The 24,590-nt window shown below is 43.8% G+C and carries 26 protein-coding genes and 1 pseudogene; 23 read left to right on the forward strand and 4 right to left on the reverse strand.

The window, feature by feature from the left end; translation table 11 throughout:
- Positions 1–127: 127 nt before the first annotated feature.
- The 3 genes and pseudogenes from KIO97_RS23470 (at position 128) to KIO97_RS23480 (ending at position 3,110) form a co-directional block, all read left to right on the forward strand.
- Complete coding sequence (locus KIO97_RS23470) at positions 128–658, forward strand: winged helix-turn-helix domain-containing protein (protein ID WP_050913596.1); 531 nt, start codon at positions 128–130, stop codon at positions 656–658.
- 144 nt (positions 659–802) lie between these two features.
- Positions 803–1,216, forward strand: a pseudogene (tnpA, locus tag KIO97_RS23475) (IS200/IS605 family transposase).
- A 499-nt stretch (positions 1,217–1,715) separates the two neighbouring features.
- Positions 1,716–3,110, forward strand: a complete 1,395-nt coding sequence (locus KIO97_RS23480; protein ID WP_285384073.1) for a TcdA/TcdB catalytic glycosyltransferase domain-containing protein — start codon at positions 1,716–1,718, stop codon at positions 3,108–3,110.
- 370 nt (positions 3,111–3,480) lie between these two features.
- Here KIO97_RS23480 and KIO97_RS23485 read toward each other — a convergent pair whose 3' ends face one another.
- The 4 genes from KIO97_RS23485 to KIO97_RS23500 form a co-directional block, all read right to left on the reverse strand.
- A complete protein-coding gene (locus tag KIO97_RS23485; protein WP_285384074.1) occupies positions 3,481–4,389 on the reverse strand; it encodes a hypothetical protein in 909 nt (302 codons plus the stop codon).
- A gap of 112 nt (positions 4,390–4,501) precedes the next feature.
- Positions 4,502–6,031, reverse strand: a complete 1,530-nt coding sequence (locus KIO97_RS23490; protein WP_285384075.1) for an IS66 family transposase — start codon at positions 6,029–6,031, stop codon at positions 4,502–4,504.
- Positions 6,032–6,090: 59 nt separating this feature from the next.
- On the reverse strand, positions 6,091–6,444 hold the full coding sequence (tnpB, locus tag KIO97_RS23495; protein ID WP_285384076.1) for an IS66 family insertion sequence element accessory protein TnpB: 354 nt from the start codon (positions 6,442–6,444) through the stop codon (positions 6,091–6,093).
- Positions 6,441–6,752 (reverse strand): IS66 family insertion sequence element accessory protein TnpB, encoded by a 312-nt coding sequence (locus KIO97_RS23500; RefSeq protein WP_285384077.1) that lies wholly within the window; start codon positions 6,750–6,752, stop codon positions 6,441–6,443. The genes tnpB and KIO97_RS23500 overlap by 4 nt, the downstream gene beginning before the upstream one ends.
- A gap of 914 nt (positions 6,753–7,666) precedes the next feature.
- Between KIO97_RS23500 and KIO97_RS23505 the strand changes: the two genes are divergently transcribed.
- The 20 genes from KIO97_RS23505 to KIO97_RS23600 all read left to right on the forward strand — a co-directional run bounded on the left by KIO97_RS23505 (position 7,667) and on the right by KIO97_RS23600 (position 24,584).
- Positions 7,667–8,371: an EAL domain-containing protein gene (locus KIO97_RS23505; RefSeq protein ID WP_285384078.1), complete on the forward strand. Its 705-nt coding sequence runs from the start codon at positions 7,667–7,669 to the stop codon at positions 8,369–8,371.
- Positions 8,372–8,549: 178 nt separating this feature from the next.
- Entirely contained in the window at positions 8,550–8,795 is a 246-nt protein-coding gene (locus KIO97_RS23510) for a hypothetical protein (RefSeq protein ID WP_024703566.1), read from the forward strand.
- The gene (locus KIO97_RS23515; RefSeq protein WP_285384079.1) at positions 8,795–9,355 is read left to right on the forward strand and encodes a type III secretion protein; all 561 of its coding nucleotides are present in this window, start codon (positions 8,795–8,797) and stop codon (positions 9,353–9,355) included. Before KIO97_RS23510 ends, KIO97_RS23515 begins: the two co-directional genes overlap by 1 nt.
- On the forward strand, positions 9,342–9,806 hold the full coding sequence (locus KIO97_RS23520; protein ID WP_285384080.1) for a hypothetical protein: 465 nt from the start codon (positions 9,342–9,344) through the stop codon (positions 9,804–9,806). The genes KIO97_RS23515 and KIO97_RS23520 overlap by 14 nt, the downstream gene beginning before the upstream one ends.
- Positions 9,807–9,843: 37 nt before the next feature.
- Entirely contained in the window at positions 9,844–10,329 is a 486-nt protein-coding gene (locus KIO97_RS23525) for a hypothetical protein (protein ID WP_047478725.1), read from the forward strand.
- A 189-nt stretch (positions 10,330–10,518) separates the two neighbouring features.
- Positions 10,519–10,839, forward strand: coding sequence for a hypothetical protein (locus tag KIO97_RS23530; protein ID WP_285384081.1), 321 nt, complete (start codon positions 10,519–10,521; stop codon positions 10,837–10,839).
- Positions 10,840–11,007: 168 nt separating this feature from the next.
- Positions 11,008–11,709 (forward strand): hypothetical protein, encoded by a 702-nt coding sequence (locus tag KIO97_RS23535; protein ID WP_285384082.1) that lies wholly within the window; start codon positions 11,008–11,010, stop codon positions 11,707–11,709.
- A gap of 100 nt (positions 11,710–11,809) precedes the next feature.
- Entirely contained in the window at positions 11,810–12,955 is a 1,146-nt protein-coding gene (locus tag KIO97_RS23540; protein ID WP_285384083.1) for a hypothetical protein, read from the forward strand.
- Positions 12,956–13,086: 131 nt separating this feature from the next.
- Entirely contained in the window at positions 13,087–14,184 is a 1,098-nt protein-coding gene (gene sctE / locus KIO97_RS23545) for a type III secretion system translocon subunit SctE (protein WP_285384084.1), read from the forward strand.
- Positions 14,185–14,200: 16 nt separating this feature from the next.
- Positions 14,201–15,100, forward strand: coding sequence for a type III secretion system protein (locus KIO97_RS23550; protein ID WP_285384085.1), 900 nt, complete (start codon positions 14,201–14,203; stop codon positions 15,098–15,100).
- A 36-nt stretch (positions 15,101–15,136) separates the two neighbouring features.
- On the forward strand, positions 15,137–15,688 hold the full coding sequence (locus KIO97_RS23555) for a hypothetical protein (protein ID WP_285384086.1): 552 nt from the start codon (positions 15,137–15,139) through the stop codon (positions 15,686–15,688).
- Positions 15,681–16,088, forward strand: a complete 408-nt coding sequence (locus tag KIO97_RS23560; RefSeq protein WP_285384087.1) for a hypothetical protein — start codon at positions 15,681–15,683, stop codon at positions 16,086–16,088. The genes KIO97_RS23555 and KIO97_RS23560 overlap by 8 nt, the downstream gene beginning before the upstream one ends.
- Before the next feature lie 6 nt (positions 16,089–16,094).
- Positions 16,095–16,664, forward strand: a complete 570-nt coding sequence (locus KIO97_RS23565; RefSeq protein WP_285384088.1) for a hypothetical protein — start codon at positions 16,095–16,097, stop codon at positions 16,662–16,664.
- A 481-nt stretch (positions 16,665–17,145) separates the two neighbouring features.
- Positions 17,146–18,804 carry a hypothetical protein gene (locus KIO97_RS23570; RefSeq protein WP_285384089.1) on the forward strand — a complete coding sequence of 553 codons (1,659 nt, stop codon included), beginning with the start codon at positions 17,146–17,148 and terminating at the stop codon, positions 18,802–18,804.
- A gap of 122 nt (positions 18,805–18,926) precedes the next feature.
- Positions 18,927–19,523 (forward strand): hypothetical protein, encoded by a 597-nt coding sequence (locus tag KIO97_RS23575; protein WP_047478737.1) that lies wholly within the window; start codon positions 18,927–18,929, stop codon positions 19,521–19,523.
- Positions 19,520–21,409, forward strand: a complete 1,890-nt coding sequence (locus KIO97_RS23580) for an FHIPEP family type III secretion protein (protein ID WP_050913584.1) — start codon at positions 19,520–19,522, stop codon at positions 21,407–21,409. Before KIO97_RS23575 ends, KIO97_RS23580 begins: the two co-directional genes overlap by 4 nt.
- Before the next feature lie 8 nt (positions 21,410–21,417).
- Complete coding sequence (locus KIO97_RS23585; RefSeq protein WP_285384090.1) at positions 21,418–22,455, forward strand: flagellar biosynthesis protein FlhB; 1,038 nt, start codon at positions 21,418–21,420, stop codon at positions 22,453–22,455.
- The gene (locus KIO97_RS23590) at positions 22,445–23,200 is read left to right on the forward strand and encodes an OmpA family protein (protein WP_285384091.1); all 756 of its coding nucleotides are present in this window, start codon (positions 22,445–22,447) and stop codon (positions 23,198–23,200) included. Before KIO97_RS23585 ends, KIO97_RS23590 begins: the two co-directional genes overlap by 11 nt.
- Positions 23,197–23,586 carry a hypothetical protein gene (locus tag KIO97_RS23595; RefSeq protein ID WP_285384092.1) on the forward strand — a complete coding sequence of 130 codons (390 nt, stop codon included), beginning with the start codon at positions 23,197–23,199 and terminating at the stop codon, positions 23,584–23,586. The genes KIO97_RS23590 and KIO97_RS23595 overlap by 4 nt, the downstream gene beginning before the upstream one ends.
- The gene (locus KIO97_RS23600) at positions 23,583–24,584 is read left to right on the forward strand and encodes a hypothetical protein (RefSeq protein WP_285384093.1); all 1,002 of its coding nucleotides are present in this window, start codon (positions 23,583–23,585) and stop codon (positions 24,582–24,584) included. Before KIO97_RS23595 ends, KIO97_RS23600 begins: the two co-directional genes overlap by 4 nt.
- Positions 24,585–24,590 lie beyond the last annotated feature (6 nt).

Raw genomic sequence — 24,590 nt, forward strand, 5'->3', positions numbered from 1 at the left:
CTATGCCACTACAAGGGGGTGTAATTGTCAATAGCGTTAGTAAAATAATATTTCCTACAACAAGTTTTTCTATTATCACGGCTAACTTATCTTTCTCATAATAAATGCTTATCAATGGGGTTACATTGTGAAAATATATTATACTCTTGGGGAAAATGTTAAATTTTGTTATCAAAGGCGTGAAATACAGATAGACTCTGACGTGACTAGGTTAGGGGGGCGGGAGGCTGATATACTTTTGTTGTTGTTAGAGTTTCCTAATGTAGTTTTGTCTAAATCTTTTATTAACGAAAGGGTATGGGGGGATGTACTAGTTGCCGAAACTTCACTTACTAAAGCTATTTCTAATATTAGAAAAGCGTTGTCTAAATATTCAAAAATTAGTTGTGAGTTAAAGACTTTTTCAAAGCAGGGTTATGTGTTAGTAATGGAAAATGATCTCAAAGAGGCCAATGATCAAACTAACGAATCAGAATTCAAAAAAAACAATTCTCTAATGGAGAACTCTTCTGCTCAAAAGTTGAGAAGTGCTAACAGCGAACATCATACATTTTCTTTTTGGTCCACAAATTTTTTTCAGATGACATTGATAGCGTTTTCAACTTCGATTATTACAGTGACGGCAGAGCTAATTGCATTTAAGTTACACTTATTTTAGCGTTTTTTGTATAGAGTTCCCCGGCTAGACTGGGGCGGTAAAGCTTACAGCTATAAGTCAGTTATATAACCCCTTTCAATTTTGATAAAAACGTCTTGTGGTCTGGCAATTGCGAGAGTTAATTAAGAATTGAAAGGGGTCTCAATGGGAGAAGAAAAGAGCTTAGCGCATACGTGATGAAACTATAAATATCATGTGGTTTTTGCTCCTAAGCACCGAAGGCTGGTGCTCTATGGTGAGAAACTACGGGCAGTAGGCGAGATACTTAGAAAACTATGTGAATGGAAAAATGTGAATATTGTTGAAGCGGAATGCTGCGCAGATCATAGTTATATGCTTTTAGAGATCCCACCTAGTATGAGTGTTTCCTCGTTTATGAGGTATTTGAAAGGAAAAAGTAGCCTGATGCTCTACGAGCTATTTAGAGATTTGAAGTTTAAGTACAGGAATCGAGAATTTTAGTGTCGAGGGTATTATGTCGATACGGTAGGAAAAAACATCGGCAAGATACAAGCTTACATAAAGCACCAACTGTAGCAGGATAAAATGGGAGAGTAATGGTCGAGCCCTTAATCAGGTAGCCCGTTTACGGGCCGCAGGAAATAGTCATATGCAAATGTCAGATCACTACGTGCCTGCTAGGGCGCTGCTAGTAAGAGAGCTTTATAGGCGCATATGAAAAACCACCGGCTATGCCGGTGGATAGTTTTTTAGATTAATCACCTAATTTCTTACTAAGTCGCTTGAAGTAAATAATAAATTCTCTATCTAGGTTTTTATTTAAAAATAAATTCAATCAATATTTTTAAGTTGATAAACAAGAAAGTGTAGGGGCGGAAGCTCTGATAAATTGTGATGAAATGCTTTTTGAGTAGATAAAATGTAATCGCTATGCCATACAAAATCCTCAACAATGTTCGACGAGCTTTTTACTACATTTATGGACAAAAAGTGTCAAACTTTCATTTGAAGGAAATAATGTTGTTGAATAAGACTGAATACTAACAAAGGGAAAACCTCCTTCGATATAACATCAATCAACTATTCAGGATATAGTATGAGAACAGATGCTTTTTCGCTAAACACAACACAAGCACTCAATTCGGATAACTCGAGCTCATTAAGTCGACTCTCTGCTAATAAAATAACACAGGGTGCTGCAGCGTGTAGCAATAGAATCCCTGACTTTTCAAAGCTAAATCATCAACCACTTAACTTAGTAGAGGCGACAAAACTCTGTTATCCAGAAAGTGAATTCAAACCTATTCCTAAACAAATCCATATGATTTGGGTAGCATCCCTACCTCAAGAAAAACAAATTAAGTATGTGAGAGATTGGGCTAAGAAAAACCCTCAGGCCGCGATTAACCTTTGGGTCGATTCGCGCCACTTTGATACCTATCAAAAAAATAAGAGTGCGAATACTGCAGCTCGAAGTAGCATTGCACCATTAGGTACAGAGTTGCAACTTAGAAATCTTTCACAGCAATTGATTGTGTCTCAAAATAATGATGAAGCACTTACGCTCTCTATATCTGAGCTAAACAAGGCACTAAAGGGAGAATGTAAAGCTTTCCGGGGACAAGTCTTAGGGCGGTATGAGCTAGTAACGAAATCAAATCATAAGGAGATAATCTTTCGACTAAACAAATTACTAGAAAAAAACAAAGAGAAGTTCCTAGAGGCTGACGCTAAAATGTTAAACCATACTGTTCAAGCATGGGATCAGTACAAAGGAGGGTTAAATAGAGATGTTAAACGCTTAGAAGAGGTACGTAGTGGTCTCGAAAGCTCAGACCTTTGCAACATATATGTAAGAGACTTATCGAATTCCGAAGACATCAAGCTTGAAAATGAAGACGCTTATCAACATGAAATGATTGGTCGTGGAGGGGCTTATCCTGCTGCATCAGATATTGCTCGTTATGAGATATTGCATCAACATGGTGGTATCTATACTGATGTTGATCTAGAGTGCAAGCAAACGTTAGCTTTTGACAAGCTCAAGAGCCACCCAGATCTTGTTCTTGTTGGTATGATGGCTAATAAAAAAGGAGAGGCTGGAAGTGTGACTCCGTACTTTGCCAATGCTTTGATTGCATCACATCAAGGCAGTAAATTTATTAGTGATCTTATCGGAGACATCAAAGAAGAATACGATTCCATCAAAGGAAATGACTTTTCAGGAACAAGATATTTTGCTCGACCCAATAAAGCAACGATTGAAATAACTGGGCCAAATAAAGTAAGGCAGCAGGTATCTGTGACACTTAATCGACCCCAAACGGATATTATCTCAAAGTCAATGATGGTTTGGGATAAGGCTCAACAAATCAATAATGACATATGGCAAGCCATTGACTCTCACTTTACTTTTCCTGAAGGATTAGTTGAGTTTGAAACTCCAGAGCAAGCTGAAAGCGCCACTAAGGCGATGTCTGAACTAACATAAGTTTATATACTGATTGACTAGAGTCATTCTTGGAGGAAGAAGTATCGGCGAATGCATCATCAGGTTGCCAAAGGTAGTATGGTCGCTCGACCTTTCCACATCGGGTAAGCTGATGCTTTTCGAACCATTACGCTGGAAATGATTTGTGGGTATATCGTATCGTCCTGCTATGATGTTTTCAATGACCTACGAGGTTCTCCCTTTGCTATTTAAAAATTCCGCTGCCGCAGGTTATGGTGGCGGAATACTCACAAAAAAAGGAAAAAAACTACAAGGATGAAGTCTGGCTTTTTCAAGTTGTGACAAGCGTATCAGTTTGATTTATGACCGGAGTCATTTAGTGGAGCACAGCCCATTTTCTAGCTATTAACTACAATAGATTGCTTGTCTTTATGGGGGAACGGATTAAGCGATTAAAGTTATTGTGATAAATGTGGAAGTAGTCCTTGGCAATGTTTAGCAATAATGGGTTAGAAAACAGCCTGATAAGATCAAACTCTTGAATATACCAATTACCGTACTTTGAATCTGGAATAGACTTAATTAGTTGGCCCCCTAGTGCTTCCGATAGCATAAGCCCTTCAAGACCGCGAAAGCTCATGACCAATTTTTTTTTGTATGAGTAGCGTTCAAGCACTAAATTCGCAAATATTCCACATAGCAAGAAAAAATGCTCAGATGAGCGGTGGTATGCCAACGTCACTGCTAAACAGTTTTGCGGAGAATACTCATTCTTGTCTCCTGGATGGGCCATACAATCCAAATATGCGTCAAATCCATGTAGCATCCAAATGAAGGATTCGCTTCTCTTATTGTCTTTCGTTCCAATTGCTAAGAGTTCAGCATAGATGTCTCTGTGACGAATTTGTTCGGCAATTTTCTTTAAATTAACTATCTTATCTGAAAAGGGTTTTACATATGGGTAAAGTTCATCGTACTTGCCTTTTTGATGGAATAGGTAAGTTTCATTATCGGAAGCTAAAATCTGATGATAGGGGGAGTCAATCCGGTTTATGAACCGCATAAAAGTACGTTCATCGGAACTACTGACTTTAGCTTCTATGAAATTGTCTAAATAAGCAGGGAGGCATTGACATGTTTGAGCGATTAATAATTGCTTGTAAAGAGTTGGAGTGGAGCGACCTTTAACCCAATTAGCTAGCTTGACGGAATCCAAACCATAAAACTCTTCATGCTCCAATTGAAGCTTAATCAATAACTCTTTCTTGGGAGTAGTTATTAATATTTTGTTTTGTAAAAATTTATCAAAGCCACTCATTCTTCAGTTAATTCCGCGTTTTTTCAGCTTATTGTAGGCCGTTTGTGCTCTTGAATCAATGTTGTTAGTGTATGAATTCGTATCCGCCCCATGAACCCATAGGGCGATATTGTTAGTGTTTGAAGTTCCAAGGCAGGAGTGCATCGATATCAGGCTCAGCTTTCGCTAACTCTTTCATACACTTGATCATGTAGTCGTAGAGGATAAGGCCGTTGGCTTTCGCAGTCTCGACGATGCTGTAAAGCATCGCACTCGCGTCAGCACCATTTGGCGTATTTGAGAAAAGCCAATTTTTTCTGCCAATGACCAGCGGTTTAATTGCGCGTTCAGCGCGATTATTATCGATAGATAAATGACCGTCATCGATATAGCGGATAAGTTTCGGCCATTGGCCAAGCGTGTATTTTATCGCCTTGCCCAGCGGGCTAGACGCTAGCACTTGTTGAGTGGTCATCCACTCATACAACTCATCCAATATCGGCTTGGCATGCTGTTGACGTTCTACTTTTCGTGTCTCGACAGACGCTCCTTTTAAGCGGGATTCTATCCCATAGAGCTTCTGGATTTTAGCCAGCGCTTTATCTGCTTTGCCTGACTTACCTTTACCTTGAAGCTTCTTAGCATCCATGAACTTACGTCGTGCATGCGCCAAGCAGCCAACATTGGTGACTTGATGAAGACCATCATAGGCACCATAGCCATCGGTTTGCAGATAACCACTGTAATTCCCCAAGAAGGCAACAGGGCATGCCCTCGCACGACTGTTTTGATAGTCGTACAAGGCGATATTTTTCACGTTAGGAAGTGCAGCGTCGGGCGAGTCTGCGCCCGAGCAGTAGAGCCACATATAACACTGCTTATCTTCTTTGAGGACATTGAGCGGCGTTTCATCCGCCTGAACCACCACTTGCTCAAGTAGGTGCGTTTTCAAGGCCGCATAAAGCGGTGCGAACTTCTCACTGACTTGGATAACCCACCTTGCCATCGTGGTTCGTGATAGCTCGATACCCGACTGGGTAAACAACGACTCTTGGCGGTACAGTGGCATTGCGTATTGGTATTTGCCAAGGATGATGTTGGCCAGCAAACTTTCTGTGGCAAAGCTTTTAGGGATAATGCTCTGGGGCGCTGGCTTTTGAACGATACGGCTATTGTCTTCAGCTTGCTCGCACTGACGACAAGCATATTTAGGACGAACATATTCCAGCACTTTGAGCACGGCTGGTGAGAACTCAAGTTTCTCACTGCGGTCTTCACCGATTTTATGCAGACTATGTTTACAGCACGCACATTGCTTTTCGTTGTCATCTAAATCGAGTTCGATAACCTCACGAGGCAACGTCTTTGGAAGTGGCTTACGTTTACCGCGCTTTTTCGTTGTGGTGGTCGTCGTGACCTCAACCTCTTCTTCCTTAGCAGCTTCACATTCCACTTCGTTGAAGAGGTCACCTTGAGATTCATCGTAAGGCTTCAACGCCTCCGAGCGTTTCGCGAACTGACGGTCGAAGGCCAGTTTGAGCTGTTCGAGTAGCGACTGGCGCTCTTGTTTCAATCGGCTTTCTGACGCCATTAGCGCTTTCACCATCGCTTGTAGCTCGGCAACATCTTGACTGTCTGGGTTGATATTTGGCGTCTTTTTCATGGCATTTATTATACTAAAATCATACCGTTAACGCTTGGTACATAAGCCTTTATTATCGCTTAAGTCATTGTAAAATCGTTTATTTGAACGGGTTTGTGGCCGATAATTGTGAAGCCTGAAAGCAGTCTATCAAGTTCAAATTGAGTCAGGGTAAACACCTCATTTTTCTCTTTTGTAGGCCACTTGAACTTGGCTTTTTCGAGGCGCTTATACCATAGAGCAAAGCCTGTTTTATCCCAGTATAATACTTTGATTTTGTCGCGCTGTTTGTTGGTGAACAGGAACAGTGCGCCACTTCCTAAAGGTAAATCGGTGTCACTTTCGATAATCGCAGCCAGGCCGTTGATGGACTTTCTAAAATCGACGCTTTCACGATACAGATAAATCTCTGTAGGATTGAGCATAGCTTTCATGACAACGCTCCAATGAGTTCTGCCAGATAGGCAGCGGGCGTGCCTTGCGGAATGCTCAGCTCCACATTATTGATGAGAAGTGTCATGTTCGCGGTGGCTATTTGAGCTTGATATTTCGTTGTCTTTTCGACGACCTCTGCTCGTACAAAGCCTTGAGAGACATCCGCTTTTTTGAGTTGCTGGCGCTTAGCATAGAATGTCGAGGGATTGAGTTCATTAAGCTTACAAAATGCAAGCGTTGACAATGAACTCGATTCAGACTGCTCGATGAGCGTTTGCCATTCTTGATTAGTGTGTCGTTTTCCCATTTCAAATCTCCTGATGGTTGGAGACTTGATCTTATTCTTCGCGCTAGGCGATTAGAATGCGGGGTTTATGACGCGCTTACATGAATTCTATCAGTTAATTGTGTTGCATTATATATCGGCGTTCTTTGATTAGTATTTTGTCTTTGTCGAGCTGATATCTATTCTTTTTCATTTAAGCCTTTCGTTTTAATGTTTTCATTAAGGAGTTGCGTTGTCCATTTTCGTGAGATTTTCTTAAGTTCTTTTTGATGTTGGTACCTTCTTAAGGCTCCTCAGTAGAGGCTATCCGAATCAAATCTGTTCTTATGTGAGGGGCTTTATCAACCTGATGAACAACGAGTTTCGGGCCAGCACTCTTTCCTTTACTGTCAATTAGAAAAGAACTCCTACTCTGAGAACTAACGCACGGTTCGATAACTTTGAAGCGAGAAATGGTATTAAAAAGAGAGTGATATTAGAGATAACTCAATGTGATGAATATTTGCGGTGCTCACCTAGCAAATTACTACCCTTCGTTGATAGCGATGCTGGTGTACTTGAGTGATTTTTGACAAAGTGTGTCACTCTATGGGCAGTTTTCGTTTCTTTGAATTGGAGGGCTCCAGAGGTGGTAAGAACGTAGCCGTTAAGCATGACTTATTGAGGGAATATTAAACTATCAGATGGTATTCCATCTGATTTGGATTAGTTCATGTTTAAAGGTTATCGAGTTTTTTGAGTGGAATACGAATTTTCTATGGTAAAAAACTGAAAAAAATGGATAGTTTTTGATGGGGAGGCGTAGCGAAAAATACAACTATTTGCTTTTATTTTCTATACCATGCGAATTGTCATTCATAATATACCGCATTTATTCACTTTAAGCTTAGCCATGCTGCCGTTAATGTTTTGGTAAACCGAAGAGGAACCACAATATGTTATCAGCGGCCGGTGATATTCCCCTAGCTCTTAACTCAAATCAAATAGTGCTAAATTCAGGCGTTAAGGCAAGACTACAACCTGTAAGTAATTCCAATGGAGAGATCGTGTGTTATGAAGTGCTCAGTTATTTTTCTGACTCTTTAGGAAGCCCTTTGCCTCCACCTTCAATACTCTCTTCTATGAGTAGACGAGAGAAGAATCGGCATACACTCATACTGGCTAAGCTGGTAACTCAAAAGATAGAGAAGCCCATCAGTCTAAATCTGTTTGGTTGTCAATTGGAAGACCTATGTTTTGTCGAAGAGCTATGCCAAACCTTACGAAATGGCGATGTTATAGAGTTGGTTGAGCAGTCTCCAATCTTTGTCGACAAAAACACTACCAAGGCTTTAGAAGCTTTGTCGGCAAGTGGTATCCAAGTTGCTTTGGATGATTTTGGTTCAGGTCATTTTAACTTTGATTTACTCGCATTAGAACAGGTCAACTATCTCAAACTCGATATGCTTTTGTTTCGCAAAATATATGCTTCGAAACAAGCTATTCTAACGCTCCAAGGGTTAGTTAAAAGCTTACGTTGCTATGACGTAAAAGTGGTAGTCGAAGGTATCGAATCTCAAGCTGAATTAGAGTCATGTTTGTTAGCTGGGGCTGACCTTTTCCAAGGGTATCATTTAGGGAAGCCTTTTCTAATTAACTGATTATTCGATAGTGATTCTAACAACCGAATATCACAATAATTCAGGTATGGAGCATTGACATAATTTGTTCCTTAATTCTGAAATTCAAAAATCTTCAACTTTAAACATTAGATTTTTGGCTGTAACTAACTTAGCTTTCAAAGCCCAGTTATTCACAAGGTATTAAAAGGGTATTCCGATGCAGAGTTTTGGCATTGAACAAATTCCACCATCAGTTATGGAAGATACGTTCAATAATGTAGGTGAAGGGTTTCAAGAAATCCTCGATCAGATGGAGCGTATTAATAGTAATCAAACTATTACCACTGTGGATACATTGGCCTTACAGCAATCAATGTTTCATTACACCATGTTCCAAGAAATAGTGACTAAAGTTACTTCCAAGTCGGCTAATGCTATCAATGAAGTGATGAAGGCACAGTGATGAGAAAGTGGGTCTGCATATTAATTGTCTTGCTAGCTGGTTGTAGCGAACAAGGTAGAACACAAATCGGGAAGTTTGAATCTTCTGATATGGCTAATAAAGTCATTGTTTTGCTTGCGCATTACAAAGTAAAAGCGGTGTTGAGCTCGGAGAAGGACAGTTATCTTGTTAGCGTCGACGATAATATGGAAGCTAAAGCGCGTGAAATATTGACACAGTTTAACGCTTATTTTCAGAAAGAGGACTTGAATGAACTGCTGGAGTCCAAATTTGCGAGCTTGAGTAAGTTAGAAATGGTCAAAGGTAATTTGCTAGAGAGTCGCGAAATTTACAACAAGCTCAGTGTGATTCCAGGGATAATGAGGGCCAACGTAGTAGTCACCGGTGATAAAAATAAGCGTATCTCCGTGCTGGTAATGAGTCTCAAAGAAATCAGGTCCACCAACAAACACAACATTGAGCGCTTTTTAAAAGGAGTGGTTGACGAGAGGGATAAACTCACCGTGAGCTATTTTGTGGAAAGAGGCAGTGAAAGAAGTGATAAAGATGGACAAGACTAAACGTCGGCATCAAGTGTTACTGCATCGTTGTTTATCAAGCAAGCAGGTTTCTCAAGAGGTGTTTTTGTTGATCACCAAGCTGACAGATGAGGAAGTAAGCGAATGGTTCGCGAGTAAGCTGCGAGAGATACATTCAATCGCAGAAACACTCGGAATGATCGTCGAGTATCAAGCCGCCAAACGGGGAACGTGCGTGTCCAAGATGTGTTCTTTACGTCGAGCGTTGGGTCAGGAGTTGTCTCTATGGTCTGACACGGTGGGATTCGAATCCTCGTGTAAGTCACTGAACCGGATTGAGTTAGGCTTGTTGGTCATTAAACAGCAGGAGCCGCGTCAGGCTGCCATATGGGCGCTTCGGCTGGATATGGTACTTCCCAGAGATTCTTTATCAGTCAAAAGCCCCTGGCGAATCCGCAATTTGGTGTCACGCGTTTCAAATAGAGATATGTGAACCAAAGAATCACAAAAAGCATGATCAGGATTTAACTATGAAGTCAAAATCAATCCACTTGGGCGAACCAGGCGAAGAGTTTTACACGTTGCTTGAGAGGGGCATGATAGAGCAGGATATCGCAGCAATACGTCGGTCGAGCAAAGTGTCGCTCCCCAAACTCAAAGAGATCTTTGACATAGGTGTGGACTTTTACAACCAATTTCAGTTTAAGGAAGCAGAAATCGTATTCGCTGCCTATAGTGCGCTAAACCCTTATGATCATCGTGGTGTTGGGTGCTTAGCCGCGATTTACCTAGAAAAGAAACAGTTTCAAAAAGCGCTGGATATGTTGAATATACTCAAAACGTTTCCCAGTAATCATCTGGATGAGACGATTCTAAATATCGCACTGTGTCATTACAAGTTAGATCAAAAGTTGGAAGCTGCATCGATGTTGCTGATCGTTCGGCTGGATAGCCTTAACGAGTATTATGGTCAGCGGTACAGCTACCTCAAGCAACAACTTAGTCCATATTTATAATGAAAAGGAACTAATATACAACCTTAATTTGTCAATGCACTTTCAAATAGCACAAATAAAGGTTGTTAATCGATTTTAACGCTTGAACGTTTACGTTGCTTTAAAATTTCTAGTCTGTTTCAAAGCTTCAATATAAAAGAATTGTATTTTATATAGATTTAATCTCTATATGAATTAAGGTTTAAAATTATGGCGGAAATATTGTTTTATTCAAATAATAATCGCGAACTTATTAGTGAGCATACCGCTTCTAAAAGACAAGCTTTAGAGAGTGAGTTCAGTAAAATCGAACAGTGGATAACGCAGGTAGAAAAAAATGTGGCGACATTGGATACACCAGCTTCCTTGACTACAACAAAAGAAGTGACTGAAGCCCTGATGGCTGCTTCGGTATACCAAAAGCAAATAGTTGTACAAATGGTGAGCTCAAACCCTGAAGATGCTATCGCTCTTTCATTGGCGGCCAGTATTGAAGCGTATGGGCAGCAGTTAGAAAACATCAATGCATGAACTCAAGGTGGAAGTGCGGTTATCAATGCTTGCCTCGATGAAATGTTTGAGAACCTGATTGTTAGAGGGGAAGATGGTTTTTCGAATTGTGAGCTGGAGGATTTGTTTCAGTTAGCCCTGTTATCCATGATGTGTAACCCAGACGATTATCCTGGAATGGAACTGCTTATGCAAGATGACGAATTTATGATGCATGCAGGGCGTATTCTCGAGTTTACAGGTAGTGGCAGTCACAAGAAATCGGATATCCCGCCTCCTGGTTTAGCAGATTCTTACGAGTACATATACGATTCCTTTAAAGCTAACGGAATTCCTGCCGAAGGCACTTTTGCCTATAAATGCTTGTCTGTAATAGAGCAAAATGGAGGAGAGAAAAAACTGGAGGAGGGTATGTCTTACGACCCTTATGTGACGAATGGTGAGGGATGGGCTATTGGCACCAATTACTGGGGTGACGATGTGAGCGTTGAGGCTGAATATCTCTCGCCATCGAACACTTTGGTTGTTCTTAGCTATGCGGCTGTAGATGGTGAAGCGTCCGCCGAAGAATGGGATGCTATTCTCGAATGTAATTTGGAATCTATGGATGAAATATTAGACACTAATAATGAATATGACAACATCTACGAATATTTGGTTGCAAAGGATCCAGACCATTGGCGAATACAGGATGATGGTTCGTTTGACTTTTCTGGGTCGGTAGGTATAACCCCTGAGTATTTAAATGAGATATTCGGTGATTTCCCACCAAGGGAGCTGACCGAAGAGGAAATCGAAGAAGTAAACCGTATTGGCGATCAAGTTAAAACGCTTCTGTATTGGTTAAAAATCTGCCGTGATGAGCAAATGGCAATGCCTAGAAATATATAACATCCATTCATGAGTAATTAATTGATTATATCAAAGTTATTTTAATTATCCTGAGGTTTTAAAAGTGATAAATATTAATTTACCGTATTCGGGTAACGGTATGCGAAGCCATAAGCCTGAGAGTCAAATAACAGATACAATAAAAGGTAACATAGACAACCTTGCGAATGAATCTGAAAATGTTGCAAGCACATTGGAGTTACAAACAGAATTTGCTACTCCAAAAGGGGCGACGGAAGCCTTGATGGCTGCTTCGCTGCACCAAAAGCAGATTGTAGCGCAAATGATGAGCTCAAACCCGGAAGACTCTATTGCACTTGCACTTGCAGCTAGTATTGAAGCTTATGGCAAGCAGCTAGAAGCAATTAATGCATGGACAGAAGGAGGAGCAGCCGTTATCGGGCCTCTACTAACTGAAATGGCAGAACAAATCTTTAGCGATGGTGTTGAGGGCTCCGAGTATGAAGATCTCGTTCAGATAATGATTATGGATATGATGGTCCATGGTGATCTGCCGGCTAAGTGGAAAAAGAAGGCTGGATACTTCTTAGAATCTGCAGGTTCAGGAGCTCACAGTCCTATGTATGCAATGAGTGCGGGGGATTTAGAAGGATTTATGGCTGATGTCTATGAATACTCGTCAACTCTTCCCCCTGATCGTCTAGCTTATCAAGTCGCAAAGCAGATTGATCATGATAGTTTTTATAAATATCAAGATCAGTTTGCTGAAACCTATTGGAAAAACCCTGAAGGTTTCATTGATGGATTTAACGGTGATGATGATATGGGTTACGAGCCTGTAGGAGCGTCAACTCGCATCAGTCCCTTTTTGAAGCTTGTCATTATAGGTACAGCATCCTCTCAAGGGGAACTAAGTGCAGAAAATTATGAGGTTTTAGCTCAGGCAGAAACTGTTGATGAAGTAAAACAAATTCTTGGTGTACCTGCCGATCAAAATATGACTGAATGGATTAACGGCAATGTAGATGGTGCCGAAAGCTGGCAAGGTCATGGGAAGGATGGTGTTGATGGTGATGGGCAAGTGTGGTGGAACTTCCCTGGAACTGGAATTAATTTTTCTTATTTGGAATCATTATTCGATGATTTTCCAGGTAGAGAACTCACAGAAGAAGAAATTGAAGAAGTAAACCGTATTGGCGATCAAGTGAAAATGCTTCAGCAAACGCTTCAATATTGGTTGAAAACCTGCCGTGATGAGCAAATGGCAATGGCGCAAAACATCTAAAAGTTGATGTGATACACACGGCATTTTTAGGTTAAAAAGGTATGACATTGCCGGGGACATGCCGCTCTCTCAGAGTCTACAGACAGGTCGAGTACCTGCTCATTCCTGGCCAATAATATGAAGAGAAAACAATGAGTACATTCATGAATACCATCGCAGCCACTTCGTATGTGAATGCTGTCGATGAAGAACCGTCGAAGGCCGCTAGTCAGGCGACTCAAAGTGCGTCTTCAGATACGGTTGTACCTGGGCAACCCCTTCCGGGAAGCTCAGTGTCGCTAAGTGGACTTTGGCGCTTGGTCGAAGATCAAATGAAAGAAGTCGCAAACGCAGTGTCTGGCACGGGAAAGGAAAACTCGGAAGCCAAAAAGTCACTCATTGAATTGCAAAAACAATCGCAAATCAGTCAGCTTGAGGAGCGCGAAAACGACATCAATGAGCAACAAAAAGCTCAGAAAAAGAAAGGTTTCTGGGGTAAGTTTGCAATGGCTCTGGGGTTTATTGCTGCGATCGTCGTCGCCCCTTTTAATCCTGCGATGGCGGCAGTCATGGTAGTGACGATGGTAGCTAGTATTGTGGTTCCTAAAGTTGCGGATGAAATCATGAAGGCGGCAGGTGTGCCTGAAGAGACGCGTGCTAAGGTTACCATGGGCCTTCAGTTAGCGATTGGTCTGGCTAGTATGGTGCTCAGCTTCAACCCTGGCAAAATTGTCACCAAGCTCGGACAAGCAACCTCAAAGATGGCATCTAAAGTGGCCAGTACCGCTGCTAATATTGCTAGTAAAGCTCCAGTGAGTTCGGTGACATCGATGGCGTCAAAAATAGGCGAACTGAAGAACATTGTGATGTCTATGAAGGCCATGCGTCCTCTATGTAAAATGACGCAAAAAGCCAGCAAGATGCTTGACGATATCGCAGAAAAGCTTAAGGACTTTATGGTTAATAGTGACAAGGCTTCTCTTCGAGCATCTCGAATGAGTCAAGTGGCAGAAGTCGGTTCAACAACGGCTTCAGTTGTGAGTGCTGGATATGGAATTAAGTCGGCAGACATTATGAAACATCTCGAGATTAATCAGGCGAAACAAGAGGAATTGGAAACTCGGATTCAACAAATCATCAATATGCTGAATCAAGCGATGCGCGCGATTTCACACGCATTTGAATCAATGTTCAAAACGAACACTGACCACCGTGATTTCAACGCAAAGATGATTTCCATCCATATGTAACTAATAGGATCATTATATGGCTACAAATAACGTAAATATGCCGTCCGCATTGATTGACGCGCAGGGTATCAGCATATCATCTCCAGTAGCTGGCCCATCACAGGAGTTGCAAAACCAATTGCTCGTGGTCTCCCAAACGTTCAAAGGCGCAGACCAGTTCGTTTTGACTGATCATCAGATGGATGAATTGGTCAAGGTATCTATGGCTGTGGCAAGAGGGGATTTCTCAACCGTCATTGAGCATCTAACGCAACTCAGCGCTCCTTCGAAGTCGACTGGCGAAACATCCACAGCGACGGAACAGACAGGAGGAAGCCACAGTAGCGTCACCATGGCCGAGTTACTGGCACTGATGACCGAAATCATCGAATCTTCGCATGAGCTTCGCTCACAAGTGATGCAAAACCGAATCTATGAAGCGTCCGCGACTTGCGACTTGGCAGTGGCATTGGCGGCGGACAAGTGCCATGACGCGCAGACGAAGTTTGCTATTACCCTCGCGGCGTCATTAATCACGATGGGCGTGTCGACGTTTGCAACGGTGCGTATGGCTCAGCCAAAAACACTGCAAGATAAACACATTCGTAGCATGTCTGGTGATGAGAGTGTGACAGTTAAATCGCTCGATGCCAAGACACGTAATGATTATTCAGCGCGCCTTCAGGATGCACGTACCGGTAAGTACCGAGGGGTGTCGCAAGGGGCTGAAATGGCGCAAGGCGTCGTAGGGAATGTCAATGAAATGCAAAATGCGGCTCAGATCCGAAATCAGGAAGAGACGCAGGCCGATAAAGAGATGAAAGCGAAGTTTGACGATCAGTTAACCGAATACATTCAAAATCTGACTCAAGAGACGGCTAAACTCAATGAGATCTTGGACTCTATTGCGAAAGCAAGCCTAGCCACCAACCGCTAATAAGGTATGAGCGGGTATGCCCGCTCATTTTAGATAATGCGTAATATTTCAATTTCAATCCCCCAACGTGCGGAACGCGTCTCAGATATATCAACAGTTAAGAAAGCACGGGATGACCGAAAATTCAAGCGAGTCCGCGATGTCAAATACATTGAAAAACACCAACGGAAATATCCGCGCATTTTTCGTGTTCGACGTAAAGTAATGACGCCACAAAACCAGCGACAGTTTGTCAAATTGCTCAATAGCTATCAGCTTAGAGCACTGCGCGACTGGCAAGGTTTTTTTGAGTCATTGCCAGACGCGGAGTCGCTCAATGACGCCCAAGTTTTCATCTTGCAGGCGGTGCAGCATAGTCAACATTTGTATCCGGCTTCGGTGAAGAAGAGTCTTGGAAAATACAGTAAGCAGTTAGCTAAGTTAAACGATGACAATGAGCCCAGTAGTGAAACGCTGCAGCAGTTAGTTGCCTACGATCATTACTTGGAGGGATTGTTGTCACTTTTGGTACTGTGTCGGCGATATGACCAAGCCAACAAAAAGCCGCAATGCGGCAACGATGACCATCAGGAGGGCAACAATGACTAAGCAGCGTATTGCCCATTGCCATTTGCGCAACATCTCATTCGACCCCTATGCGTTGATAGCCAGCAAATCACAGCGATTGAGCTGGAATCAAACCGGTGACACCGAAGTACTGCTGAGCAAAAAAGAAGTAGTGGAATGGTTCGGGTTGCTTAGAACGTACTCGGAACAAACGGTGCAAGCTATCCTGATCGACGGAATATTAAACAATGAATTTCACAACATCACCTTCATTCTCAGCTTAGTGCAGAAGGACGATTTCAAAGTCGTCGCATCCAAGCAAGCGTATCAGATGCTTTATGAGTTTGTTTCGCAAACACCGACAGGCATCCGTGAGTGGATCGACGACAAAGACTTTCTAATGAGCAGAGATGTGTTGGCGCTACTGTCTCGCAATAGGTAAACAAAAATGAACATTCAGATCGCAACAATAGAAGCTAACGTGGCCTTGTCCCGTGCGTCGATGGAGAGCATCAACCGTGTTGCGGGCCAAGTATTTGACAACGGTGCCATTGAGATTGACTTTCATGGCGTACACGCCGATGTTCAGCCCACAAAAAACAGAGTCATGTTTCAGCTGAGTCATCAAGGCATTGAGGTTCAAGGTGTCATAACGGTTGAAACCGTTCAGCGGTTGTTGGCGGTGGAAGTACAGTATCTAGAACCGGAGTACGTGTTTTATCTTTTGGCTCAGCAAGGCGCAAAGTATGGGATCAGTAGTATTCGCTATGAAGAGCCCCCCGTGTCCACTCCACAACCTCTGATTAACGCTTCTTTTCGTTTAGGGGAAACCACCGTGAAGGGAGCTCTAAGTGTGCCAACTCTGTTTATTGAAGATGACTTCTTGAGTCCCAAAAAACAAATACTTTCCGACCAGCTAAAGTTGTCGGTCAGTTGGGCACCGTTTGAAACGGCATTGCACGCTGAAGAAATCACTGCGCTTACGGCGCAGGATTTGGTGCTTGTGTTTCCCAAGTAAATGTCAGTACTCAATAACATAGAACGGTTTCTATTGAAACTAGAGCGGAATGAACATGAGGTGTTTACTCATCATCCTGACCATCTTTTGTTGCCCATCATTCCATTTTTCCAATTGGTCCATGTCGAGGACATAGAGCTCGTTCTGAAACAATTAAGCCTTTTTGAACAGGGAAAAGGGCAGTTTCTGATCCGGCTCGACGGCTTTGTTACCTTAGCAGCAGATGGAACGAACCTTCAGAAAGAAGATCTGCGACGTTGGACACTCCAATTAATCGAGTCCATGAGATATTAACATGTGTATAAACAGCCTAGTGACAACACCCGCGACGAGCTCAACGAGTGCGACATCGCCGTTATCGAATAATGGTAACATAACGTCGCTTAAGACAGCCCCATCTGAGCTGAGGACATCCCATTCTCAGGCTCTTCGTTCAGAGTCAACGGTACATCCCGATTCTGTGTCGGCAGAGCCGTCTCTGTTGAATAAGACCGAGGATGAGACTGAACAGAGAGGGACGTCTGCTGATAGTGAGCGTATCCAATCGACCCGTTCTGCGTCGAATCAGTACAGCAACAAAACGAAAGCCAAGGTACACTTCGGTGCCTGTTCCATCGGGGCTCTAACCTTTGGTGTTCTCGCTGGACCTGTAGGGTTGGTTTTTGCACCTGCGTACCTAAATGCTATCTGCATGGCTATGTATGGAGGCCATGAATTTTTGATTGGGGAGACTCCCCCTCACCAGACTGAGTCTGAGACTGCGAATCCAGAACCTGAACAATCCACTTCTGCCAGTCACACTCCCCTTAGTTCCGATCAGCCGGTTGGTCCAGAGAATGAGGAAGAAGAGGATCCTCATAACAACGATACCCCACCAGATCCGTTTCCACCCCATGGCAAAGGTGGAAACTTTACCTTTGCACCAGTCTATGCACCGAACATCACAATTAATGAAGCGCCCAACATAACGATTAACGGCAATATCTACTTCATGCAAGCCGGTGAGACGGCGATGCCGTCGCAAGCAACCTCAGCGAAAGAGGATTTGACACAAACAGCTAAATCACGTGATGTCTCCACTTCTTGTCACAGTGAACAAGTTCGTGTCACGCGCATTTCGAAGCTAACTCCTGAGCAAGTCTCTAAAGCAGTAGATACGACCGATTCTATCTTACAGACTTTGACGTCGGGAGAACTGAATGCACACCAATTTAGTTTCAGTGATGGCGCCCAGACTATCGTAACGGGCCTGCCAGCCCCTATGTCACCTGTGCATCATCGAGGTAAAGGATTCACTTCATTTAACGAAGCCAGTGTGACTCAGTCACAGACCTCTTATGCAAAAGAGAAAGCGAAACATTCTGATATTAAAGTGGGGATCACTCATTCGTGGCAGTGCGGTGATAACGGGCAATGGTCGCTCAAGCCTCTAAGTGATCAAGACAAGGACGATGTAAAAAAACGTGACCGCGAACCTTCGATGCGCTCGAAACCAACGGTTTCTCACATCGCAATGTCTAGTGAGACGGACAATAAACCAGAGGAGTACTCGGCCAATCTTGAGACTAAAGCTTCCATCACGCAGACAACGCCCATTGTGAACAATAACTCGCAAGGTATCAGAGAGGATTATTCCAGCGAGACAAAACCTGACAATGAAAAAACTTCTGGCTACCTCTCTGCTATCTCCGATAGCGTTGGGGGGCTAAATAGAACCATCCTCGAAAATTCGACAAGTACAGAGCAAAGGACAGATAAGGGGGCAAACAGCGTAGAGATCCGCCGACCTATTCTACCGACAGGTCAGGCGTCGGAAAGTCATGCTACGAAGGCTGAGTTTCAGTACAACCGTTGGGTTCGTGACGGAAGCCAATGGAAACGAGACACTAAGGGACAATGTGAGGGAGGAGCGCAGGTCATTTTGAGTCCTGGGTCTGCACAAGCCATTTCTGGCTTCCACAGTAACCGAACGGTTGGGCTGTTTAATAATATGTCACCGATTACCCTGAAAATACGTGAAAATGCCAATAACAATCAACTACTTCGGAGTGCCCGTCCGCTCAAACTATTTGGGCATAGACCGTTTCCTCAGCCAGACCCGGCCGAACTGGTTTTTGAGTCGACGACGGGGGGGGAATAGGAACATATCTTCACAATTGGTAAGACTAAATCTTAGCCCTTCAGATTTAGTCTTTTTTTTTCCGTAGAGCCCAATGGGAGAGGGCGGCTAGAGTACGGCTCGCTCAAGAGATGAGGTGAACCGTGTATATTGAAATTGAATCAGCACAGCGTGCAATTCCTCAAATTAGTTTTAAACGAGACCGTGGGACAAATGTAATCAAGCAGTCTGAATTACGTCTGTACGAGGATGCTCAAACGTTGTTAGACAGCTTGAAGGGGCGTGTTGACGAGTATCAGTGCATCTTGGAACAAGAGGTGTTGAGGCTGATCGAGGAGAAAGAGCAGACATTAAATGCCCACATAGAACAGGTATTTGGCGACACGGTGGAGAGTTGGAATACCAAACAAAACCAATGGCTCGCTGAAGCGGAGGACAAACTGTCTGCACTGTTAATTGAGCAGAGACAACAGCTTCTGGGGTTGAAAGAAGAATTGAAGCGTACCGTGGTGAAGTTGACTCAGGCGCAATTGGCCAGCGTCAGTCAGGACGAAACGTTAATCAGCTATTTGGTGGATGTCCTGCACTCACGAATAGACGATGCTAGCCGTTGCTTGAAGGTGGAGAGTAACTTCTCAGATACTGGCGTGATTTTGTCGGTCGAAGACGACGAACGAGTCATTTGTATTAACACGTCTGAATTGATCGCTCAGCTAAGAGAGGGCTTAGACACCTTATGATGAAGTCCTTAAAGCCCCGAGCTTTCTTGTTCAATCCAAGTAGTGTTGTCTTGGCGCTGCTATTGCCCACCATTATTTTATTCACGCTGCCAGGTGAAGTGATTGATGCATTTATTCTATTGAGTTTTATCAGCTCAGCATTGCTCATGATCATTATGCTAGAGAACGACGAACCGTTAAAAGTGACGTTTCTTCCCACCGTTGTTCTGTTGCTAACAACGTTTCGATTGTTGTTGTCGATAGCGACAACACGGAACATCATCGCCAATGAAGATGTCGGTGATGTGATCGAAACTGTCGGTCAGTTTGTTATGGGGGGTAATTTAGTATCGGGGCTACTAATTTTTGTCATCATTACTATTGTCCAATTCCTTGTTGTTACCAAAGGCGGCGAACGTGTTGCGGAGGTTGGCGCGCGTTTTTCACTGGATGCGTTGCCAGGGCGTCAAATGACGATAGATGGTGATTTGAAAAGTGGTTTGATCACTGGAGAACAGGCGCAAACACTGCGAGCAAACCTCAGTACGGAAAACAAATTGTTTGGATCGCTCGATGGCGCTATGAAGTTCGTCAAAGGGGACTCGATTGCCGGGATCTTGATCAGTCTGGTCAACTTGTTTGGTGGTATCTACGTGGGCATCAACCAATTTGAATTATCACTGTCAGAAAGTATTAGCCGATTCTCCGTGTTGACCATTGGTGACGGGTTGGTATCGCAAATACCCAGTTTGTTGTTGTCCATGGCTTGCGGTGTTTATTTGACCCGGATCAAAGGCGCAGAAGAAGAGTCGAAACCGTTTATTTCGCAGTTGATGACACAAATAGGCGCGTTCTGGAAAAGTCTTCTGATGATTGCGTGTGTCGTATTTATGCTAGGCATGCTGAATGTGGAATTGTTATATGTTTGTCTCCCATTAGCGGCGATCTGCGCTTTGTTGGCGTATGTACTGAGACGACAGCAATTGGTGCCCGAAGGCCTAACCAGCTTTGAGGCTAAAGGCAGTGGATTGTTTGAATCACTGAAATTTGTGGTTCGTGAAGACCATCATCAAGGTGTCATTTACCAGCGTTTGAAATCGTTGGAAGAGGCGTTGTGGGGACAGGCTCTGGGTGCGCCTGCGATGATCGTAGATGAGGCGTCTGGTTACGATCTCGAAGTGTATATAGCTGACATTTGTATGTATCGATTTCGCCATGAGACCGCGGGCGAGGTCGTGGAGATCATGAACGATGGTTTCTTCATCCGGCATGACAGTCTGGCTGAAAACCTGTCCCAAGTGGTGTCTTACTTCTTAAGAAGGCGTCTGATAGAGAAATACAATCTGCAGTTCACCAGCAATGTGATTGAAGGATTAGCGCAACAAAGCGAAGTTATGAAAGGCGAGATCGATTCAGCCATTGGACTGAACCGCGTTCACGATGTTCTCAAGGAGATGCTTCGAGCTCCTGAGTTCTTTTTAGACCGAATTAGCTTTTTTGAGGCGCTGATTTATTGGTCAAGAATAGAAAGTGACCCCAAGAATTGGCTAAACCGCATTCGCGCTCAGGCAAGATATGAGATCACGTCTCGACTCATGAACTCGGCTAATCAAATTCATGTGGTGTTACTGCCACCAGAGATCACCGAGCAAATCGAGTGGTTTGTCTCCGGGGAAGTTGAAGACATCAACCAGATGATTGCAGTCCAGCAAGGGCTTCGACAAGAGCTGCTTCGCTTGACGGCATTGCACCGTTGCCTACCTACCTTGGTGGTCAATGATTCGGAGGTCAATATGGTGAAGTCATTCTTCTATCAAATCGTATCGACTTTACCGGTTTGCAGCCATGGTGACATTGCTGACTCTAGCTGCGTGGCCACGTCGGACGTGATACAGATCGCGCCATAGGAGGCTAAATGGAATCCTCAGAACCCAAAAAGTACCCTCCGACGGCTAAAAAGCTCCGAGACTTAAAGAAAAAAGGCCAGTTCCCGAAAACGGAGCTGGCGCAACCTACGCTGGAATTGGTGGTGTTTACGCTGGTTTTTATTGCCGCCCTTTATCTGGCGTTTGAGCACATCAATCAATGGATTGAAATGATGCTTTATGCCGATGTGAGTATTGGCTTGTCGTCAATGATGGCGCAGCTTTGGTGGGCGATTGCTGGGCTAGTTGGCTTGAAGCTGGTGGTTACCCTATTGAATTGGGTGGTCCTCAATAAAACCGTGGTGAACACCGAAGCACTCGGCTTCAAAATAGAGAAAATCAACCCGGTTAATGGGTTTAAAAATATATTTGGCCTTGAAGCCATGTCTCGGGCGTTGCGTAAAGTGCTGGAGCTGCTATTTCTGCTTTTTTTGTTGAAATACATCTTTGACGTGATTGGGGGAGATTTGACATCACTGTGGGAAATGAACAATCAGAGCTATTTTATCTATCACCTGATGATGTTTATTGGATTGTGTTCTGCTGTGTTTGTTGTGTTTGGCTTGTGTGTAGGTAGCGTTGACTATTTGGTCGAACGTTTCCATTTTCATAAAAAAAACCGCATGACATTTACCGAAATGAAAAATGAGATGAAAGAAACTGAAGGCGCTCCGGAGATCAAGTCTGAACGCAGGCGGCGGATGCGCGAAGTAATGGAGAGCCCAATGACGATAGGGCGTAAACCCACGTTTGCGATCGCCAATCCGACGCACATCTTAGTCCCTATTTGCTATGAGCCTGGTATTGATAAAGCGCCAGTGGTCTTGACCATTCGCACCAACAGTTTCGCCAAAGAAGAACGTCAGCGATTGGCTGCCTTGAATGTGCCTGTGATCGAGAACAAACCGCTGGCCAGAGCCTTGTATAAGACGATGAAAATAGGCGAGGCCCATATACCGAAAGAGTTTTATCGAGATGTCGCGGTGATCATCTCAACGTTAAGAAAGGATAAAAAGCGTGGTAAGTAAATTGAGAGCGACGATAGCCAGCCTGATGATAATGAATCTTTGTGCCTGCAGCACGCCAGTCATTCTAGATACGCATTCGATATTAGACTTTGAGTGGGAAGCGGACGTCTACAACATGATGTATGCCACAGTGGGTGATGTCGATAATCTTCGGCTCTGGGTGCGTCGTCCCCCAAGCTTTACGGAGGGTGCACCTCACCAAAAGGCGTGTGTGGAAGTTGGCCAGCCCGGAAAGGACAATCGATTCTATCTGGCGAACCTGAACACCTACGGGGTGCTGGAAGTCTACAGCTGTGAAGGGGACTATGCGGCATTTTCCAATTTGGTGTCGCCTAACCATTATCGACGTTTTGACAAGGAGCCGTGGTTAAGTGTTGATGGGGTGAGTGAGACGTCACTTGACAGCGGGTTGTATCGATTCACCTTCACCAGTTTGTTTCCAGTGAACGAATCTGAATTGACCGAACAAGGCAAAGTCACCTTGCTTAACGTCGTCGAGCGAGCCCGGCAATGGCCTGTGAAACACATTCGTATCTACGGTGTCGCGGACTCGTCAGGGGACTATGCGCATAACCAGTTTTTAGCGAGGGCGCGTGCTCAGATCGTAAAAGATTTTTTAAGGGAAGAAGGCGTGCATCAAATCCCTATTTCGTTGCGCGGCAGTGTAGAGAACGGATTACCCAGTGCCGAAGAGCGTATCGCTCAGCGGCGTTTTATGATTGAAATGAAGTTAGACACACAATGAAGAATCAGCAATTTTCGTTATTAATTAGTGAAGTGGCCCAACTGGTGAATGGGGAGACCTTACCCGTTCGAGACAGAGATTCATTAGTTTGCACTTATGGTGAATGGTCATGTCGAATTGAAAACGGTGCCGTGATTGGACTGACAGGGCAGATCATTGTACTAGTCAAATTAGACTCTGCTATCGACGAACAGCACGCCCTAAAAATGAATGGTCACTTTGGGCTGACGTTGGACGGGTACATTGCGATGCTAACGGACAACGAGCGATTCTATGTTCGCCATACGCCCATGCCGACTCATCCACAACAAGTACTCGATGTGCTGAGCCAAACAATCAGTGTCGTGCATCAACTCAAAGAAGAACTGCAAAGATTATGTGGTTGATCGAATTTCTCACAGGGCACCTCAATGGTGTGACGATCCCTTTAGAGCGTTCGTTGTGTTTGACTGGGGCCACTGAGTCTGATCAGCCGGATGTGTTGGCGCTTCCGGAGTATTGGTCAAAAGACACATCGTTGACCCTTGAGGTCGAAGGAGAGCAACTGTATGCACAAGGCTTTCATCGCAAAGGAAAACGTAAGGAGCTCGTAGCAAACAGTGTTTATCAACATCAAGGGCTCGTTTTCTTTTTATACCCCCAAGGGCTGCGCGCGCCAAGACTGCGTCGATATCGCCTCAAGCAATACCAACCTCTTATCGTGATGGCTCTGGTGCTTAATGCCTTCCTAACCTCTGGGGGGATCATGTGGTGGCAGTCTCATCAGACTGCGTTAATTGCGAAGTATTGGACACAGATCGAGTCTGGCTACATCAAAGGTGATCATCTATACGTGTTCGATCCAGCGGCACTTGACGGCTTGCCTGAATACTTGAGTGCGAATATGACTGTAATTGAACCATCGACGTACTTACCAACGTCACAGTTGTCTGTGGAAGTGGTGTCCTCTGAAACTGGTCAGCCTCTCTCCAGTTCTATCACAACCAAAAAAGGGCGCGATCAAATTCGTGTGCACACCGGGGAAGTTGACAACCAAGTCATGTCGCTATTGGGGAAATCTGGAGTGAGTTTTGTTAAAAAAGGACAAACTTGGTGCGTGTCAGACCCCGAGTTAGCTGCGAGAGTACTCAAGGCGCATGGGCTAGATAGTATCACCAAACACCTGACGGCCTGTAACGATAGTCACGAGCGTATTGATTCTAATTCCTTCCCATACGCAATTTTCTTTTCTACTCAGTCAGTACGTTACATCTATGATGCAAGTAATCGGTATTGGGAAGGAAGCTTCGTTCCTGAGCTCGGTGTCATACAGGCCATCACGCGTGAAAAGGTGATTTTTAAAGATGGTTCTAAAACCCGAATTTATGACATCCCAAAACAATAGGAGAAC

This window comes from Vibrio sp. B181a, from assembly GCF_030248375.1.
GTDB lineage: Bacteria > Pseudomonadota > Gammaproteobacteria > Enterobacterales > Vibrionaceae > Vibrio > Vibrio campbellii.